We start from the raw sequence: 18,502 nt of genomic DNA on the forward strand, positions 1-18,502 counted from the left end.
AGGCTTTACTGCAAACTTACTGATAAACCACAAATTTGTCACTCACCCAACCACGCACCTGCTGGCGTGAAAATTCAAAATCAAACGATTGCCTGTCACTCACAAGCGATTCCTTCGGCGTTTCTATAAATAACCATATTTTATTAGTCTCTATCCTTTCGGCCAGCACTTTCAGATTAGCACCTTTCTTAAGTTTGGCTATTACATTAGAGCAGTCTTCTAAACCAAACATAAAATCTACCTTAGCCATACCCGGCGAAAAACGGAGATTGTATCCCTCTATCATTACCGTTGCATTAAAACGATCCGGATTGATAACTGGACTATTTTTTATTTACAGCAGTACGAAAAAACAAGGCTACAGCCACGGTTTTAGACTTTTTATCTCTATAGTATAAGCCATAGCCTAATTGGGCTACAACTTCTTGCTGATCGGCGCTATACAAGGCATATTCATGCGTCCAATTTTCTTCTTTTTTTTCATAGCGCCCCTTTCTAAAAACATACAACACCTTCGCAAAATCTGATTGAATGCGGGCATACTCTTCACGCACATTATCAGCAGCGGCAATGGTAGTATCTGCAACCCCCAATATCTGTAGCGCCAAAAGGGTATCCCGTTTACCGTCAGGCATCACGTACCAGTTTTCGCGTAGTTGAAATTCTACTTTAGTAACAGGAATGGCAAAGGGATTAAAAGAAGTAGCAACGCCCCGCATATAAAACAAAGAATCGTGTGTGCGTCTTCTATAATATACATCCGTAAGGTTATGTTTGGCCCGTAAATCATCGGCCAGCGCATAAACAGACTTGCCGCTATTCAGGCTTATACCATAATATTTTTGCGCTATATCCGCCATATCTTTCTCCGTAGGCGGTTGGCTAAAGGCAACTGTTGTCATTGATAACAACAACAACATCTGAATGTACTTCATAGTGAGTGTTAAGGTTATATATAAACAAATCTAATACTTAAAACCCACTTTACCGCCCATACAAATTCAACAAATATTTTTTTGTAATCCGGATTTTTTAGTAAGCTTTGTATGGTAATTAATATTACAATGAATACCTCTTCAACCAACTGTGCTTTTCCGCACTACCCGCGCTTCATCATATTCAATACATCACCACCACTTTAGTAAAAGAAATTTATGATCTGTTACACAGGCATAGCTATTTACATAACACCATGTAATAGCCTATGCAGTAACCCGCTGCGCCGTAATGCGCAGCACATCTCCGCATGCACACATGCGACAAGCTTTTCTATTCCCTTAATCACATAAAAAAAGAAAAAAAGTATGGACGCTAATGTTATAAAGGTACTGCTGTTTATAGGCATACCTATTATTATTGCTATTTGTTACCGTGTGGTGCTACGTATCTTCTTTGGCGTTGTAATAGTACCGGAAGACCGTATTGGCCTTGTTACCAAAAAATTTGTATTAATGGGTAAGCAGGAGTTACCCGAAGGACGCATTATTGCTGTAGATGGCGAAGCGGGCTTCCAGGCGCAAACGCTGGCTCCCGGCGTATACTTTGGTAAATGGGCATGGCAGTATACCGTCATCTTTGAACCTTTTACCGTGATACCTACCGGTAAAGTAGGGCTGGTAATGGCCAAAGACGGCACCGAACTCCCACTGGGCGCCATCCTGGCCCGCAAAGTAGCCTGCGATGCCTTCCAGGATGCAGAAGCTTTTTTAAAGAACGGCGGACAAAAAGGCCGTCAAACCACTATGATGACGCCTGGTAGCTACCGGGTAAACACCTTCCTGTTTAACGTGGAAATTACCGATATGGTAAACATACCCGACAACGCCGTAGGTATTGTTACCACTATGGAGGGACAGGCTTTAGAAAACGGTTCCATCGCCGGCAAAATCGTTGCAGGACACAACAATTTCCAGGATGCAGATTCTTTTGTACTGAATGGTGGTTATAAAGGCTTACAGGAGCAGGTGGTACTGGCAGGTTCTTACTTCTTTAACCCCTGGTTTGCCAAGGTAGAGATGGTAAAAATGACCGAGATTCCGATAGGCCACGTGGGTGTAGTTATTTCCTATGTAGGCTCTGATGGGGAAGACCTTAGTGGCATAGAGTTTAAGCATGGCAATATAGTAGCAAAAGGACATAAAGGTGTATGGGCCGAACCTTTTGGTCCTGGTAAATACCCGGTAAACCCCTACATTATGAAAGTGGAATATGTACCTACCACTAACCTGGTTTTAAACTGGGCCAGCGCCCGCAGCGAAGCACACCAGTTGGATAAAAACCTGAGCACTATCACCGTACGTAGCCGTGATGGTTTTACATTTAACCTGGATGTGGCACAGATCATTCACATACCTACCACCGAAGCCCCTAAAGTAATTGCACGCTTTGGTAACATGAGCAACCTGGTAACACAGGTACTGGAACCTACCATTGGTAACTATTTCCGAAACTCGGCCCAGGACGCGGAAGTGATTGACTTCTTAAAAAGCAGGAAGGAAAGACAGGAATCGGCCAAGATGCATATAGGCCGTGTATTGGAAGAATACAACGTACATGGCGTGGATACTTTAATTGGTGACATTGTACCTCCCGACAGCTTAATGAAAACACTGATTGACCGGAAGATTGCCGAAGAACAAAAGGTAACCTACGACACACAAATGCGCGCACAGGAAACACGTCAGGCACTGGAAAAAGAAACTGCTATTGCCGAGATACAGAAGGAGATTGTAAAAGCCGATCAGGGTGTATTGATTGCAGAAAGAATAGCCGATGCTTCTGTGAAAAAAGCTACCGGTGACGCCAACAGTGTGCGCCTGCAGGCGAATGCCGATGCCGACCGTATGAAACTGCTGGCCAGTGGTGAAGCAGAAAAAGTAAGGTTGCTGGCGAAAGCGGAAGCAGAACGTACCGAACTGATTGCCCGCGCTGATGCAGAGAAGATTTCTGTAACCGGTAGAGCAGAAGCGGAGAAGATACTGGCTATTGGGCAGTCACACGCCGAATCGTACAAACTGGCGGTGGAAGCAATGGGTGGCGATAACTTCACACAGCTGAAAGTAATGGAAGCTATTGCAGAACAGAAAGTGAAAATTATGCCGGATGTACTGATCAGTGGCGGTGATGGCAATGCTAACCCCGTGAACGGTTTGCTGGGCCTGAAACTACTGGAAGAACTGGGTAATAAAAAGCAACCCGGTAAGCCGGAAGCAACTGCGGAGTAACTACCACTTATCATCAAAAAGGGTGCATCCATTACAGATGCACCCTTTTCTTTTGCCAAATGTTTCATCAAAGTGTCAAACTATACTATACCCTGCTAGCTTGCTTTTTTCTCCAGGTCGTAGCACGAAACTTCCGTACCAACAACCAGGTATAACTTGTTCATCACGTCATCTACTACATAGATAGGCGTATTGTCTTTAAACAGAATCCTTGCTTTTTCTTCACCGGTAACTTTATCAACACTTACCAGGCCTTTGGTGCCATCATCAAAACGGGTTAAAATAGAAACCGCATTCCTGCTGCTTTTGGTAGCGGCAACACGGGCAGATAACGCACGTAAACCGTCACTGCTTACTGCACTAACTTGCGCATTAGTAAGATGACGCTCGGTTTTGCTGGTGTTACCACTCATAATATCGCCAGGCATAGAACCAACACCAGCCATAGCAGAATAAGAAGTAAAGAATCCGCCACCTGCGCTGGCTGCACGTAACAGGCTGCGAACACCTTTTGACATAGCCGCATCTTTATAATATTTCTTATACACGACATTGCCACTCTCTTCAATCAGCCACATGTTCTGGTTGCTGCGTACCAGGTATTTGCCACCCACGTTTTCAATTTCCAGCATATCATTATGGTCATTAAAATCGATAGAATATAAACCTACACCAAAATTCCTGTCTGCATCTTTATCTACATAGTCTTTCAGCTCAATATCTTCCAGGATAGTTTTGTATTCACCTGCTCCCATGTCAAACTTATACAGGTTTTTATTGGTGTACATGATTACCGCATTAGACTGGGCATCTACCAGGTAACGTGGAATACCTTTAATCTTAATATCCTTTCTCCATACTTTGCGTCCTTCTTCCATAGTTAATACGTTAGCACGGTCGGTGGTAACATAATAAACCCCTTTAGGCGTTACATTATAGGTGATTAAAGCGTCATCCAGATCTTTATCCCATACTTTTTTACCTTCCATGTTAGTATAGGCAATCATAGCCTTTTTCTCTTCCATGTGGGCTGTAACAAAACCATTGTCCAGTATGCGAATTTCAGACACATCCCCTACCGAAGGATCTCTTTTCCATTTGAAAGCCAGTGTGCTCAAATCCAGAATATTGAAACCATCAGAATGTAGCACTATCATTTCATGATCGGAATAGGAAACCAGGTTATTGAAGTTACCATCCAGCTTTACCGGCTTCTTCCATTCTTCCTGTCCTGTTGCCAGGGCAATGCAATGCAGGTTGGATTTACCTTGTTCGCCAAAGTAAATTTTACCTTCTGTCTCTTTTACGCGGCCAATTTTTTTATCGTATTCACTGGTCCATAAAAAAGCTCCGGTTTTAATATCAATGCGGGAAATGTTTTTATGCTCCACCAGCACAATATTGCCTTCAGCATCTACAAAAGGAAATTTCTGAGAACCCATAGAAGCCCTCATAGCCCCTTTCATTTTACCCATCAAAGCACCCCAGCCACTTTTACCTTCTCCCCTGTCTACCGTCCATTTTCTTTCGTTGGTGTTAAAGTCAATCAGCATCTGAAAGGCTCTCTTCTCTTTAGTGCCTTCCAGTAACAGGCTATTGATGCTGGCTAAAGGATAATAATCTCCCATACGGATATGCTCATCCTTGCTATCAAATATTTCAGTGCCATCCACCGTGTTAATAATAATAACACGACCGAACGGGCTACCCAGCACAGGATAGTTGATCATAGCCAGTGGCGAACCATTAATATCCTGAATATCTTCTTCTTTTACCCCTTTCAGTTCGGGCTTGGTCCAAACGGCTTTATGCTGTTCGGGATCGATACCGGTTAAGCCACCTAAATCGTTGGCAACAACCAATATGCCTGTAGTAAATTGTTTCATCCACTTTGGCGGACTAGCTACGCTTCCAGTGGTAAGACTCCATTCCTGCGGGGTTGCTTGCTCCTGTGCATGAAGGGATCCGCTGTACAGCCACAAAAGTGCTGCAAGGGTCAGTGCTGTTTTTTTCATAATTGGTTTAGAATAAATATGTAACGGTTAGAGTTTGCGCGTAGGTTTTATGCAGTCGGTGGGCTTTATTGGTGATTGGATGTGTTTTTTATAGTTGGATTTTATTCGCACACAAAACTGCCTTTTGTTTATGAATAAACAAAATAAAAGGCCGGAACCCCTTATAATAAGGGAGATTCCGGCCCTGCAAATATTAAGTATATATGAATTATTCCATACCTATATCTATTATACTTTATGGATTATTCTTCATCCGGATAAGGTTAGCCACCAATCCGCTCCACCCCGTTTGGTGCGAAGCCCCCAGCCCCTTACCTGTGTCGCCGTGAAAATATTCATGAAACAATACCAGGTTTTGAAAATGCGGATCGGTTTGCAGTTTTTCATTATCACCCAGTACCGCTCTTCTGCCCTGCTTATCTTTTACAAACAGGGTAAGCAAACGTTTTGCCAGCTCATGCCCTACTTCCCGCAATGAATAGTATTTGCCGGATGCAGTAGGATATTCAATACGAAAATCATCGCTATAGAAATAATGGAACTTGCGCAGGCTTTCTATCATTAAAAAATTCATCGGCATCCAAACGGGACCACGCCAGTTACTGTTACCACCATAAATAGCCGTGTCGCTTTCGCCCGGTGTATATTTTACCCGCAGCTCTGTATCCCCTTCTTTCAGGCTATAGGGTTCCGCATCATATCTTTTGCTGAGCGAGCGTACGCCATGTTCACTTAAAAATTCCGTTTCGTCCAGCATACGGCTTAACAAACGCTTCATGCGATGGCCGCGCAGCAGGCTTAACAAGTGCTTTTCATCCTTCCCTTCTTCGTACCAGCGTGATACCAGGCGGGCCAGATCGGGCCGGTGACGCAGAAACCAGGCCATACGTTGCGCAAACACCGGGTTACTGTCCAGCGTTTGTTTGGTAATTACTTCCACTGCAAAAAAAGGTATCAGCCCCACCAGGCTCTTTATTTTCACTTTTACAATATGCCCATCGGGAGAACGTATCTGGTCGTAAAAGAATTCATCTTCTTCATCCCACAAACCACTGCTGCCTTCCCCCATGCTGGCCATAGCGCCTGCTATATGCATAAAATGCTCAAAGAATTTAATAGCCATGCTGGTGTATACCTTATTGTAGTTGGATAACTCCAGCGAAATGTGCAGCATATTCAACGCATACATGGCCATCCAGCTGGTAGCATCTGCCTGCTCCATTACAGCACCGCCGGGCAATATCATACCACGGTCGAATGCGCCAATATTATCCAGGCCCAGGAAGCCCCCTTCAAAAATGTTACTGCCGTTGTTATCCTTACGATTTACCCACCAGGTAAAATTGATGAGTAGTTTATGAAACAGGGTTTCCAGGAAAGCATAGTCTTTTTTACCATTAACCGCAGCATCCTGCTTATACACACGAAACACCGCTCCTGCATGCACCGGCGGATTTACATCCCCCAGCGACCATTCATAAGCCGGCAATTCGCCCGAAGGATTCATATACCACTCTTCTGTCAGCATCAACAATTGCTGCTTCGCAAAATCAGGATCTATCATACCCAATGTAACACAATGAAAAGCCAGATCCCACGAAGCATACCAGGGAAATTCCCATTTATCAGGGACAGAGATAATATCCTCATTGTTCAACTGTTTCCAGTAGGCATTACGGCCGTTTTTTCGCTCCGGTGGCGGAGCTGGCATATCCGGATCACCATCCAGCCATTGCTGCACTTTGTACGAATAAAACTGTTTATTCCATAACATGCCTGCCAGCGCCTGGCGTTGTACCAACCGTTCGTCGTCTTCAATCACATTGTACTGCACATCCTGGTAAAACGCATCGGCTTCCTGCAGGCGCTGCTGAAAAATACTATCAAAATCGCTAAACGCATCAGGTAGCTCCTGGGCACTTAAACGTAGCTTTACCATATGCACACCCCGTGGTTCTATAGCCACATCATAATCAATAGCCACCTTGGTACCATGCAAATCCGGATGCACGGCAGGCTTAGCATGTATAATATAATCGTTGATGCCATCTTTGGGATAAAGCGTGCTATTGGCACTCTGGTATAAACGCTCGTTATTGGTTTCGTTTTCGCAATACAGCGCGTTGCCACCGGCTTCATAATACAAATGCTTTACCGATAGTTTTTCGTGCTGAATTTTAACGCTGTTGCCTGAATCCTGCAATAGTACCGGTTTGTAGTCGTGCCGGCCCCAGCTCCAGGTGTTCCTGAACCAGGCAGTGGGTAATACATGCAACGCTGCACTGTGATTGCTGCGGTTGTGAATGGTTATTTTCACCAGTATATCATCCGTACCCGCTTTGGCGTATTCTACAAAAACATCAAAATATTCATCATTATTAAAAATGCCGGTATCAATAATTTCAAACTCTTCCTGCTGACGGTTACGGCGGGCGTTTTCTTCTACCAGCTGCCGGTAAGGAAACTCCAGCTGCGGATACTTATACAGCATTTTCATGTAGGAGTGCGTGGGCGTGGCATCCAGGTAGTAATAGAGTTCCTTTACATCTTCGCCGTGGTTGCCCTGCTGGTTGGTGAGCCCAAAAAAACGCTCTTTGATAATAGGATCTCTTTTGTTCCATAAGGCAATAGCAAAGCACAACAATTGCTTATCATCACTAATACCCGCTATACCTTCCTCTCCCCAGCGCCAGGCCCTGCTGCGTGCCATATCGTGTGTGGTGTAATTCCAGGCATCGCCATTGGCGCTGTAATCTTCCCGCACGGTGCCCCATTGCCTGTCACTTACATACGATCCCCATTTCTTCCATCCTGCCTGCTGTAATCGTTGCTGTTCTGTGTTCATCATGATACGGTAATTTTCCAGTAAAAGATACTGCTTAAAATTACCTTCTCATTTGCTTATATAGCAATATATCCTTCGTTAAATTGTGATCTTCTTTGTTAAAATGCTGTAACTCTTCGGCCATAGCAGGTTGCCCTTCTATATATTCCGCAATAATTTCATAGGCAATGTCTTTAATAGGAGCAGACAGTTCCGGATATTTAGTATAGGAGCCTTTTAATACATCCAGAAAAGCCGGCTTATTCCTTTCATTGGTTTCGCGCATATATATATTGTCAATAGCGTTCATCACCAGCCTTTCTTCGCCTATGTTGGTAAGATATTTATCCAGGCAATTCCGGGCATCTCCTTTATAAGCACGCCAACCTTCCAGCAACAGATTTTGTGCCTGTGCCATATCCTGTATTTTGTGCTGATAGATGTCTGCTGCTTTCGAATAGCGCTTCCCCTGTATATAATCATCCGCTACTTTACCATAATGGTAAACAGCGTCTTCTTTTTGCCCGATACTCCTGTACAGATCGCCCGCTTTTTCATGCATGCCCAATTGCGCATACAACTCAATTGCCTTTAGGGTCATATTTCCATTTTCGTAACAGCGGGCAGCTTCAGCCAGATGATTACCGTGCTTTAGATACAATGCCGCCGCTTCGGCATACAGCTTTCCTTCTTCCAATGCCTTTGCGGCCTGGAAATGATCTTTTAACAGCTTTAAATACACAAAAGCTGCTTTTTCATACTGCTGTTGCTTCATCAGTTCCAATGCCGTAGCACGATACTGATCTTCCAGCCGCTTAAAGGAGTTATCTGTAAAACCAAAACTTCCTCCCACTCCACTACTGCTTCCTTTGCCTAAACCAAAATCAAACCACCGCTTGCCCAAGTCCCACTCCATCAACTTGCTGCCCCTTCCGGCCCCATCGGGATCCAGTGGTATGGCATATTGCAAAGCAGTATCCGGATCGTTCTTTAGCATATCCAACAACCTGTCCAGCTGCCTTTGGTTTCGCTGTTCCAGGTTTTCCAGGCTTTGCTGCATTTTCTGCAACCATTTACCATTCGTTTTTCCAGCCAGCCAGTTCGCGATCTTTAACCGCCAGCCCGACAATCCGGCACTGCCACCTGCAGATGGCATACCGCCCCTTAACAACAGGCGCAGTATCCAAAGCTTTATTTTTTCCCAGATGCCCAGGGGTTTATTTTCGAGTGATTTACTTTCCGGAAAAAGCTGCTCCTCCATTTTTTGTAATACTTCTTCCGCTGCCACCTCTTTTACCTGGTAGCTTTGAATCAATGCGGGCAAATGCACACCTTTAGCTGGCTGCACTATCTGTTGTTGTGATAGCTGTGGCATAGCCAGTAGCTGACTAAACTGTACCGGTTGCTCCAATTCGGTAATCCCGATTTCGGGGTGCCAGCAATGCAATTGCATTTTCAGCAACACGTTCACCTCTGTTGGAGTAACCACCGGATATATAGTGGAATAAGCAGGTATAAACAAACATTCGCCCACCAGCTGGCTGCGCACATGTATCCCTGTTTCTACTGCTGCCAGACCTTTCAAGGGCACCAGCAGGCAGCCCCATACGGTGTTGGCGCTGGTACCCGGTAAAGCATATACGTCCACTTCTAACAAAGACAAGCCCATTGCTTGTATTTCACGCAACCACAGCTTTACATCGCCGCCCCGGATAAACAAGGCCTTTAACGGGTATTGATTCGTGATGGCGGGTTTAACTACTAGCTGCATAATCTTGTATTTGAGTAATTAACGGCTGTATAAAAGTATCATAAAACTCCTTCCCATTCATTTTCTCCAGCCAGCTCCCCGGCCCTTCAAAAGGTTTATAACGCTTGCTGCCTGTGTAACAGTAAGGGGTAGCCAACATTAATGAAGTTTCCAATTCAGGGGAAAAATACACGATAGGCTCCGTAGTCACTTTATTGATATACCCGGAAGCCCCAACATCTAGCAATTTTTGCAAAAAAAGCTCCGCCTGTTGTTTTCTATTTGTATGACACACCACAACAGGGCAGTTCTCTACCAGCTCAACCAAATTATTCAAGCCCATATACCAGCTCATACCCTCTTTCACCGTTTTAATAGTATACAACCTCTGCTCCCCCCGGCTGCTTAACACCAGCTCATACTTGCTTTGTCCTGCCGGTAATGCCCTTTTTATTTTTATCATTCCCTCTTTATCTACTGATACCTGGCTGCCATCAGCAAATTCAAAACAATGCTGCCGCTGGTTATATTGCGCAGCTATCCACACCCCATCATCCTTCCTCGTACGCTCCAGTTGTATAGAACCATTTTCTTTTAACACCAGCCGATGGCTATTAAAAACCAACTTGCCACTGGAACTAACATATAACCGGGAAATATGGATTAACACATTCGAGCAACGCATCCACCACTGCTGCCACAAATCATTTATTTCCTGCTTCCTTTTTTCATAAATCGCCTGATACACTTCACTGTATCCCTGGTGCATGGCGAATTGTAAGCCATCTTCCAGGGTAAACACTGCAATACTATTTGCCGTTACATGATAAAAAGCCCCCTCATAACACAAGAACCCATCCGGTATGTTACTACGGTAATACATTTTCTGACTGCCGCCAGTTTGCAGGTTAATTACCTCTACTTCACTTACCTGTTTTTTAAAACAAAACAAGTATTCCACACCATCCTTTCCCTTACCAGCTACATACGTTATTACGTGAGAAGGTAATTTTAAAGGCAATAGTTTCATCGGATATCCTATATCACTTTTATACACCTGAAACAGTTGCCTATGCTTAGACACGATATACGCCTTCTCATCAGATGCCAACAAGTGCAGCACATACTTACGGGCAGGATATAGTAAAGGACAACGATCCAGTGTGTCGCCAATGGGCATATCCGTTTTTGGCACCAACACCTTTTCCTGCTTCGGGACACGAGACACCAGTTTCTTAGACCATAGTTTTTCCAATGGCAACTGCATCTGTTGTACCAATTGCTGCCCCTGGCGTTTGTTTTTCCATACAGATACACGCCCGCTGCCGTTTACCGTTATCCAGTACTTAAAAACCGAATAATGAAGGCGAATTACCTGTTGCACTTCTTCATGCCTGGCTGCTGCTTCTGTAGAAATAAATATAATTTCCATCCGGTCAGTGGGTTGCCTTCCGGCAAAAAACTGCTGTAACCCACTGGCAGCATGTACGCCTGTATCCATCTGCCGTAAACTGTTTTCTATCTCCTCTGTGGTTTGATATAACACTTCCCGGCATTGCTTGCCAATCGCATAAAGATGGCAGTTCATATCTGTTTTAGGATGCCTGCCAATAGCTATACCTAATGCATAAGCCAGTTGCCTGGGTACTCCCCAGTTTTTAAGCGACACATCCAGCAGTATCACCCTTTCCGTGTCATCGGCCACCGGAGGCACCTCGCGCTGGTAATACAACGCTTCGTTATTGGCCAGCCGGGAAAGCAACAACACTTCTTCATTGGCAAATTCAGATACCAGCAAGCCTTCTAAACTCCCCTTGTTGGTGATATCCGTGATACCGCCTAACGGTTGCGCGCCGGGCTGGTACATATGTAAAGGAATACGCAAGCCTGCCCATACATGCCTTATCAAAGCGCCTACTGCAAAAGTGGCATCTTTGGCCAATAAAGTTTCTATCCAGGCTTCGGGTAGCATGCTATTTGTGGCCAGTTCTTCTTCCCATTCCGGTACCGGCAATATTTCCTGCCCCGGCACAAGACCTTCCAGTATACTATCTACTGTAGGATATTGTGCAGCCAGCTTTGCCAGGAAGGCAAAATCTCCTAGAAACTTTCTTATTGCCTCACCTTGACCGAATGTAAGTACCCGTACCAATCCCTCACGCTCACGGCTATCTTTATAGTCACTCCTGAACAACTGCAACCATTGTGCTGTCCGGGGCATTGCAACAGGATGCCGGTTTTTCCTGAGAAGATGTAATACCAACAGGCGCTTGTTGGGCCCCTGAGTATATTCTTTAGGTATCTCAGCTATATTTCTTATTAAGGCCCACCCTTTCACAAAAAGGCCATTCACATCTGCCCCTTCTGCATCCCCTTTGGGTTCATTCTTCAAAAAATCTAACAGCAAGTGATCATGTAACTGATGTAAAGAAGCAGAAGTATTATTACCACAGGCCATTAGTATCAGCAGCAATGCTCCCAGCGGCGGCCATCCCTGCACCTGCATATCTTCCAATATATTGCACAACTCTTCCTGGAATACAATAGTATTGCCCTCACGCAGGCTTATCACACTGGCATCATCCTGCCATGTCCACCAATAGCTGTGGCACTCACCAAAATAAGTAGAAAATTTTGCACCTATTAAACGCTCCATACTTAACCACGGTTTACATTTTCAGCCAATGTACGTATGTTGCCTATAAACACATCTATATACCTTATATAAAATGGTCTGGGATCCCATCTTGTCAAAGAGACATGAGAAGGTTTGTAATAGACATTGCCAGTAAAATAATGGGTGGTTGACACTCCTAAACTTGTGTTCACCACCGCAGGAATAAACAGAAAATATTCTGGCTTATTAGACTCTATTACTACATCAATACCATGCTGTTTCATTTCCTTTTGAAAAAGAACCGCATTGTTATCCATGTTATTATATGACTCCAGCACTACAGGGCAATGATTTAACATACTCCCATAGTGCATCATTTTCTGATCCCTATCTTTTTTACCTATCAGGCTTAATCTGTCAGCATGTTCCGTCCGGTGCACCACAGCACTCACAAAGCCTACACCTAAAGCTTCTTTACTTTTCAATACCAGCATTCCATTATCGTCCATGGCAATACTACTGCCATCCGGAAAAACAAAGCAACTCTCTTTCTCCAACCGGATAGCCGTGATAGCTATCTGCTTTTTTTCCTCATCAGCTTCCAGCAATTTGATACCTACATCTACCAGAGATAAAACATATCTATTGTTCAATAATAACTGCCCGGATTTATTAACTGCCACATGTGTTAACCCACCCAGTGGTGCTTTATTGCTTACCCTGTAAAGTAAATCCACCTGCTGCTGATAAGTACGATACGCCTCTTCCGCCTGTAGCTGGTTCTCCTCTCCGGCAAAAGGATCATATCCACGCTTATACTTTTTAGCTGCCGCTTTCCGAGTTATAATATCCACAGTAACACATCCATCCACACATGTTATCACCAGCGCATTTTCATAGAAAAAGGCAGGGGCAAACAACTCTTCCTCACGCAGTTTTACTGTATACAGCGATCCCGTAAGTAAATCAATTAACAACACATCATTGACGCTGTAATCGATACAAAATAATATGTGTTCATTGCCGTTGAAGGTACCCATTACATATTCCCATTGCCCTTGTGGCAACAACACGGGCAATAATCTCCAGCCTTTACTGCCAGGAGATTCTGCATGCCTGCTATCCAGTTGAAAAATGCGGTTGCCTTTAATCACATACACTTCATTGGTTGCCATATTGCCTATCATCACACCTTCCCCGGTAAAAAAATGAGGATATAACAACGGACTATCCGGCAGCACTTCCCGCTTTGCCACATCTACCCGCACAGGCGGCTTTTCTTTTGCAGGCTGCCGCTTTTCCCAAAGCTCCTGCAAAGGCAACATCAGGCGTTGCATCTCCCGCCTGTTCTTATGCATGTTTTTGCTGAGTATAAGTTCGCCGCTGGCTTCAGCGGTTATAAAATAACTTACCAGGTGCTCATATTCACTGAACACCTTTAACACAGCTGGATGCTTGCTGGCATGCCGGGTGGAGATGTGTATAACTTCCATCTTCTTTTCCCGGGCGTTTGTTTTAAAAAACAGCTGTAAACCCTCTGCGGCATGTAGGCTGGTATCCATTTGCTGCAGGCTGTTAACAACAGAATCTACAGTACTAAAGTCCAGCGCCAAACAGGTATTGCCAACTCCATATATTTCGCAAGCGGTATTGCGTTTGGGGTGCCTGTCTATAGCCAATGCTATGGCGTAGGCCAGGGTACGCGGCGTGCCCCAGTTTTTTAAAGAAACATCTATTACGATGGCTCGTATAATATCATCTTTTTCGGGCGGCGGTTCTTTATGTAAATACAAAGCTTCGCTGTTAGCCAACCTGGATAACATCACCATATCTTCATTGGCTAACTCGGAGGTTAACAGTTTATCAAAGTTGCCTTTGTTGGTGATATCCTGCACGCCGCCCAGCAATAATTCGCTCTCCTGCGGATGATATACCGGAATGCGCAAACCCGACCATAGGTATTCTATCAACGCACCTATCTGGAAGGTACGGGAATGAGCTATGAGTTGTTGTATAAAGCTACCGGAAACACTTTCACTGGTCATATCTTCTTCGGGCACTTCCGGCATTCCCCCTATCAACGGCCAGGACATCTGGTCTGCTTTCTGCATTATAGCGCTTGCATTGGCAAACTTCCTGGCCATTAAAGCAATACACCTGAAATCATGCTCGCAATGCCGCAAAGCAGCACGAAAGGGTATTTTTTCAATCTCAGTAACATCATGTATCAGCAGCAAACGAATACGACTGTTAATGGATTTTGCTTTCTGAGCCGACAACATATTGTGGCAATAGGTAAAAATAGCCTGCATTACCATCAGCCGCTTCGCCCCTTTTTTATAGGCAGGTGGTAAATCCATCAAAGCCATATACACCGTTTTTACACTCACCCAATCTACCTGATCTAACACTTCTGTGGCATATTCCAACTGGGTGTTGAGCCGCCACTCTTCCATTTTCAGTAATAATGCTCTGGCCCCTTCTCCGGTGGCCGCCAGCGCTATCAACAGAGCCCCAAAAGGTGGCCATCCCTGTGTAGATAAAAGGCCCAGCACTTCACATACATATTCGTTAGTGGCCACAAAACTGCCATTCCACCAATCGATGGCATTACCGGCTTCACTTACCCGCCAGAAATAATCCGGTGAAATAGCTATGTACTTTTTTTCCTCCATTACCCTTCACTTCTTTTTTGAGTAGTAATCCGTTGCATACTTAAACGGAAGGAACTAATCGTTAAAGGCTGCAATTGCTGGGGAGCAATAGGTAACCAACTGCCTTCTTTTTGCCATAGCACCCAGTTATAATGGTCTTTCATATTACTACTAATCACTTCCGATAATATGCGCCATTCAAAATCGTAACCAACAGGTAGCAGAAAACGCTCATCCTTCCACAATACCTCTCCTTGCACGGGTAATAAAGGCACCCCTATAACACAAGCGGTATGGTTATCCAGTATTATCCATTGCAGGGGCTGCAAACGCACAGCAGGCGCGGTTTCTATATAAGCCTGCAACACCTCCAGTTTCACCAGCATCGCATATGCCTGCCTTTCCAGCTGGCTGGGCACCAGTGTAACTGGTATCGACTGCTGAATACCAAAGTAGTTGTGATTAAAGCCGGGCAGTGTAACCCCTAAGCCTTTGGCTATAGGCTGCCAGTGTAAACCGGCAGGCATTGACTGTACCGGCACCAGTTTTCCAGCCGGAAACAGTTGCTGTTGTTTACAGTAATAGATAGTGATAAAAGGAATGCTTTTCACTGCCGTACTATCCAGCTGTTGCGGTGTAAAATCCTTTACCCAGCAATGCTCCCCCTCCTCTGCTATGCTCAGATTATCCCAATGCCTTATCCGCCCCAGGTAATGCCTGTGCGGCAGGGCCAGATGCAGCAGCCAGGTTATAGGGTTTGCAGCATCCTCTGCCATAACGCATCAATTTCCTTTTGAATAAATTGCTTTTGTTCCGCATCACTCACCCAATCGCACCGGGTTTGCACATAACGCAGCTTATCTTTCACTACATTCTGTTCTTCCGGCGACAAAGTGCTGTCGTTCCATTTCTGCACCAGCAAGGTCACCTCCTTCATTACCTCTTCGGCCTGCGGCACCTTATTGGTTAACGCCTGCGGATGTGCAGTAGCTGCCGGCTCTTTTTCAATAATATTATTAATAATACCCGCCAGTATTTCTATCTGTTCTTCCGTATCCCATATATATTTCAGCACCCACAGATCGGACAGTTCCGCTACCTGGCGTTTACAGATCAATGCACTGGCCGCAATCAGGTTCTGCAACTTCACGGCACGGCGGTCGCTCACCTTAATGCCGGTGTTACGCAGACTATGAATGACATCTATATACTGCTTACGCACCGGTGCAATATCCACCTGGCGGCAAGCCTGTTGTAATTCTATAATAGCCTGCGGGCTAATTACCGGTTGCTGTTCTTTTGCACGGCTTTCCATATTCCAGCCGGCCAGCAACACTTCGTGCAATCTGTCGGGGTTTACATAATCACACTTCACCCGTATCAGAAACCTGTCCAGCAAGGCACTCAGCGCATCATCTTCAGGCAGCAGGTTACTGGCCCCTACAAACATCAGCGCAGGCAGCTTGCGGGTTTCTTTACCACGGCGGAACAGTTTTTCGTTCAGCGCCATTAACAAGCTGTTTAAGATGGCGCTGTTGGCATTGAATATTTCATCTAAAAACACCAGCGATGCTTCGGGCATCATGCCTTCGGTATTGGTTACCAGCTCGCCTTCTTTTAACCGGCGGATATCGAAAGGCCCGAATATTTCGTTGGGCTCGGTAAAACGGGTTAACAGGTATTCAAAGTTCTTACCTCCTTCCAGGCATTCGCACAACAAGCGCACAATAGCACTTTTAGCGGTACCGGGAGGGCCTAATAAAAACAGGTTTTCGCGCGCTACCAGGCCTATGCCCAACAAATCGGCAATATCATCTTTACCCACAAAATTTTGTTTGATATAAGCCAGCACGGCATTCAGCTCATCTATCTGCTTCATATAAACGTTATAAGTCTTTCCAGAAATAAGTAGTGTAATTGCCCATAGCCGCCATTACCCAAGGCTGCCACAACGGGTGTGTTGCCAGTGGTTTGTATTGGTATTGTATAATCCTGTTTACATACAATTGGCGTAAACAGTTATGTCGTAGTGCTATTTCCAATAGCTCATTCTCTATCCCTAACTCCAGGCCAATACCCGAATAATGCCAGCGCGTTAACACCTGCTCCAGCAAAGGAATCAGCACATCTTCTGCATCAATAGCCTGTAGCTGTTTAATAATCTGTGGCAAAAAGCGCAAACAGAGATCTGCACTTAACATAGCCCCTTCCGTAACCGGGCCGGTATAGGACGGCAGCAGCGTGGGTATCTCTTCCACATGGTGTTTACGATCGAGCAATAATAAAGAAGCCGTATACACCACCTGTGCCCCCCACAAAGCAGCAGCGCCATCAAACACCGGGGCGGTGCCGGGATATTCCAGGCATTCATTGCCATATTCCATTTCCAGAAAATGCGTCAGCAGTTCTTTATCTTCTTCCAACGGTGGCGTGTAGGAGGTATGCAGCAGAATTTCTTCGTGATTACGCAGATGGTAAATGGTGTCCAGGAAAAAGTTGTTCAGAGTTGTCATTCTATCAGGGGGAATGCTTCAAATATAAGCATTTTAGCCGCGGCTACTGCCTAAAAACGGGTTAGCTTTGCGTCAACTTTTATGAAACGTTTGCAGTTACACAATCAATGGGTATTACTTACCGGCGCATCGGCCGGACTAGGACAGGAAATGGCCCGTCAGCTGGCATTTGAACACAAAGCCAATTTAATAATAGTAGCCCGCCGGGCCGAAAAGCTGGAATTGCTGAAAGCCATGCTGGAAAAAGAAGCCGGCGTGCAGGTAAGGGTAATTGCTGCCGACCTGTCGATACCTGCGGATGTGGAGCGTGTACTGGATCAAAGCCTGGCAGGCGGACAGTTGTATGGCGCTATTCTCAATGCCGGCCTTACCTTTTTTGGCCGCCATACGGATTTACCCTGGGATCATTTCAACGCCATGCTGCAAACCAATGTGGTAAGTGTGCTGCGTATGACCAGCCGTTTGGTACAGCACTTTGAAAGCAGTGGTAAGGAAGGTGGTGTAATGGTAGTATCCAGCATGGCCGCGTTATACCCTGTACCCTACCAGGCCGCTTATTCGGCCACTAAGGCCTTTTTGTTAAGCTTTGCCAATGCCCTTTCGCACGAGCTTCAAAACAAACAGTTTTCTATCACCGCTTATACCCCCGCAGGCATTGCTACGGAAATGACCGAAGGCGAAGCTTTTCATGGTTTAAAAAGCTGGCTGATGCCGGTGCAACAGGCTGCCAAAGAAGGCCTGCAGGCTTTTATCACCCGCAAGCACAGTTATATACCAGGCGTGTTAAACAGACTTGGTAGTAAGTTTATGCACCTGCTGCCTAAACGTTTTGTGGCAGGCCAGATGGGTAAAATTTATTACAAGGCCTTGCTGCAAAGTGAAGCTGCCGCTAAAAAACCATAAAC

Annotated in this window: 12 protein-coding genes; 2 read left to right on the forward strand and 10 right to left on the reverse strand. The window is 45.1% G+C overall.

Annotated elements, in window-relative coordinates; all coding sequences use genetic code 11:
• Window positions 1-16 precede the first annotated feature (16 nt).
• Entirely contained in the window at window positions 17-286 is a 270-nt protein-coding gene (locus FLA_RS19405; RefSeq protein ID WP_076379145.1) for a hypothetical protein, read from the reverse strand.
• Between the two features lie 37 nt (window positions 287-323).
• Window positions 324-935 carry a hypothetical protein gene (locus FLA_RS19410; protein WP_144264029.1) on the reverse strand — a complete coding sequence of 204 codons (612 nt, stop codon included), beginning with the start codon at window positions 933-935 and terminating at the stop codon, window positions 324-326.
• Between the two features lie 369 nt (window positions 936-1,304).
• On the opposite strand from FLA_RS19410, the gene FLA_RS19415 reads away from it, so the two are divergent.
• Window positions 1,305-3,224, forward strand: coding sequence for an SPFH domain-containing protein (locus FLA_RS19415; RefSeq protein ID WP_076379149.1), 1,920 nt, complete (start codon window positions 1,305-1,307; stop codon window positions 3,222-3,224).
• 95 nt (window positions 3,225-3,319) lie between these two features.
• On the opposite strand, the gene FLA_RS19420 is transcribed toward FLA_RS19415, so the two are convergent.
• From FLA_RS19420 to FLA_RS19455, 8 genes are all read right to left on the reverse strand, one after another.
• On the reverse strand, window positions 3,320-5,239 hold the full coding sequence (locus tag FLA_RS19420; protein ID WP_076379151.1) for an outer membrane protein assembly factor BamB family protein: 1,920 nt from the start codon (window positions 5,237-5,239) through the stop codon (window positions 3,320-3,322).
• Window positions 5,240-5,474: 235 nt separating this feature from the next.
• Window positions 5,475-8,087: an MGH1-like glycoside hydrolase domain-containing protein gene (locus FLA_RS19425; protein ID WP_231940286.1), complete on the reverse strand. Its 2,613-nt coding sequence runs from the start codon at window positions 8,085-8,087 to the stop codon at window positions 5,475-5,477.
• Window positions 8,088-8,124: 37 nt separating this feature from the next.
• Window positions 8,125-9,834 (reverse strand): hypothetical protein, encoded by a 1,710-nt coding sequence (locus FLA_RS19430; protein WP_076379153.1) that lies wholly within the window; start codon window positions 9,832-9,834, stop codon window positions 8,125-8,127.
• Window positions 9,818-12,469 (reverse strand): ribosomal protein L7/L12, encoded by a 2,652-nt coding sequence (locus tag FLA_RS19435; RefSeq protein ID WP_076379154.1) that lies wholly within the window; start codon window positions 12,467-12,469, stop codon window positions 9,818-9,820. Before FLA_RS19435 ends, FLA_RS19430 begins: the two co-directional genes overlap by 17 nt.
• A gap of 2 nt (window positions 12,470-12,471) precedes the next feature.
• On the reverse strand, window positions 12,472-15,105 hold the full coding sequence (locus FLA_RS19440; protein ID WP_076379155.1) for a hypothetical protein: 2,634 nt from the start codon (window positions 15,103-15,105) through the stop codon (window positions 12,472-12,474).
• Window positions 15,105-15,860: a hypothetical protein gene (locus tag FLA_RS19445; RefSeq protein WP_076379156.1), complete on the reverse strand. Its 756-nt coding sequence runs from the start codon at window positions 15,858-15,860 to the stop codon at window positions 15,105-15,107. The genes FLA_RS19440 and FLA_RS19445 overlap by 1 nt, the downstream gene beginning before the upstream one ends.
• On the reverse strand, window positions 15,833-16,963 hold the full coding sequence (locus FLA_RS19450) for an AAA family ATPase (protein WP_076379157.1): 1,131 nt from the start codon (window positions 16,961-16,963) through the stop codon (window positions 15,833-15,835). Before FLA_RS19450 ends, FLA_RS19445 begins: the two co-directional genes overlap by 28 nt.
• 7 nt (window positions 16,964-16,970) lie before the next feature.
• On the reverse strand, window positions 16,971-17,597 hold the full coding sequence (locus tag FLA_RS19455; RefSeq protein WP_076379158.1) for a hypothetical protein: 627 nt from the start codon (window positions 17,595-17,597) through the stop codon (window positions 16,971-16,973).
• Between the two features lie 81 nt (window positions 17,598-17,678).
• On the opposite strand from FLA_RS19455, the gene FLA_RS19460 reads away from it, so the two are divergent.
• Complete coding sequence (locus FLA_RS19460) at window positions 17,679-18,500, forward strand: SDR family NAD(P)-dependent oxidoreductase (protein ID WP_076379159.1); 822 nt, start codon at window positions 17,679-17,681, stop codon at window positions 18,498-18,500.
• Window positions 18,501-18,502 lie beyond the last annotated feature (2 nt).

Origin of the sequence: Filimonas lacunae (assembly GCF_002355595.1) — a bacterium.
GTDB lineage: Bacteria > Bacteroidota > Bacteroidia > Chitinophagales > Chitinophagaceae > Filimonas > Filimonas lacunae.

Bases quoted from the DNA above. Each gene is read 5' to 3' on its own strand.
- FLA_RS19405 (WP_076379145.1), bottom strand. From the start codon at position 286: ATGATAGAGGGATACAATCTCCGTTTTTCGCCGGGTATGGCTAAGGTA.
- FLA_RS19410 (WP_144264029.1), bottom strand. From the start codon at position 935: ATGAAGTACATTCAGATGTTGTTGTTGTTATCAATGACAACAGTTGCC.
- FLA_RS19415 (WP_076379149.1), top strand. From the start codon at position 1,305: ATGGACGCTAATGTTATAAAGGTACTGCTGTTTATAGGCATACCTATT.
- FLA_RS19420 (WP_076379151.1), bottom strand. From the start codon at position 5,239: ATGAAAAAAACAGCACTGACCCTTGCAGCACTTTTGTGGCTGTACAGC.
- FLA_RS19425 (WP_231940286.1), bottom strand. From the start codon at position 8,087: ATGATGAACACAGAACAGCAACGATTACAGCAGGCAGGATGGAAGAAA.
- FLA_RS19430 (WP_076379153.1), bottom strand. From the start codon at position 9,834: ATGCAGCTAGTAGTTAAACCCGCCATCACGAATCAATACCCGTTAAAG.
- FLA_RS19435 (WP_076379154.1), bottom strand. From the start codon at position 12,469: ATGGAGCGTTTAATAGGTGCAAAATTTTCTACTTATTTTGGTGAGTGC.
- FLA_RS19440 (WP_076379155.1), bottom strand. From the start codon at position 15,105: ATGGAGGAAAAAAAGTACATAGCTATTTCACCGGATTATTTCTGGCGG.
- FLA_RS19445 (WP_076379156.1), bottom strand. From the start codon at position 15,860: ATGGCAGAGGATGCTGCAAACCCTATAACCTGGCTGCTGCATCTGGCC.
- FLA_RS19450 (WP_076379157.1), bottom strand. From the start codon at position 16,963: ATGAAGCAGATAGATGAGCTGAATGCCGTGCTGGCTTATATCAAACAA.
- FLA_RS19455 (WP_076379158.1), bottom strand. From the start codon at position 17,597: ATGACAACTCTGAACAACTTTTTCCTGGACACCATTTACCATCTGCGT.
- FLA_RS19460 (WP_076379159.1), top strand. From the start codon at position 17,679: ATGAAACGTTTGCAGTTACACAATCAATGGGTATTACTTACCGGCGCA.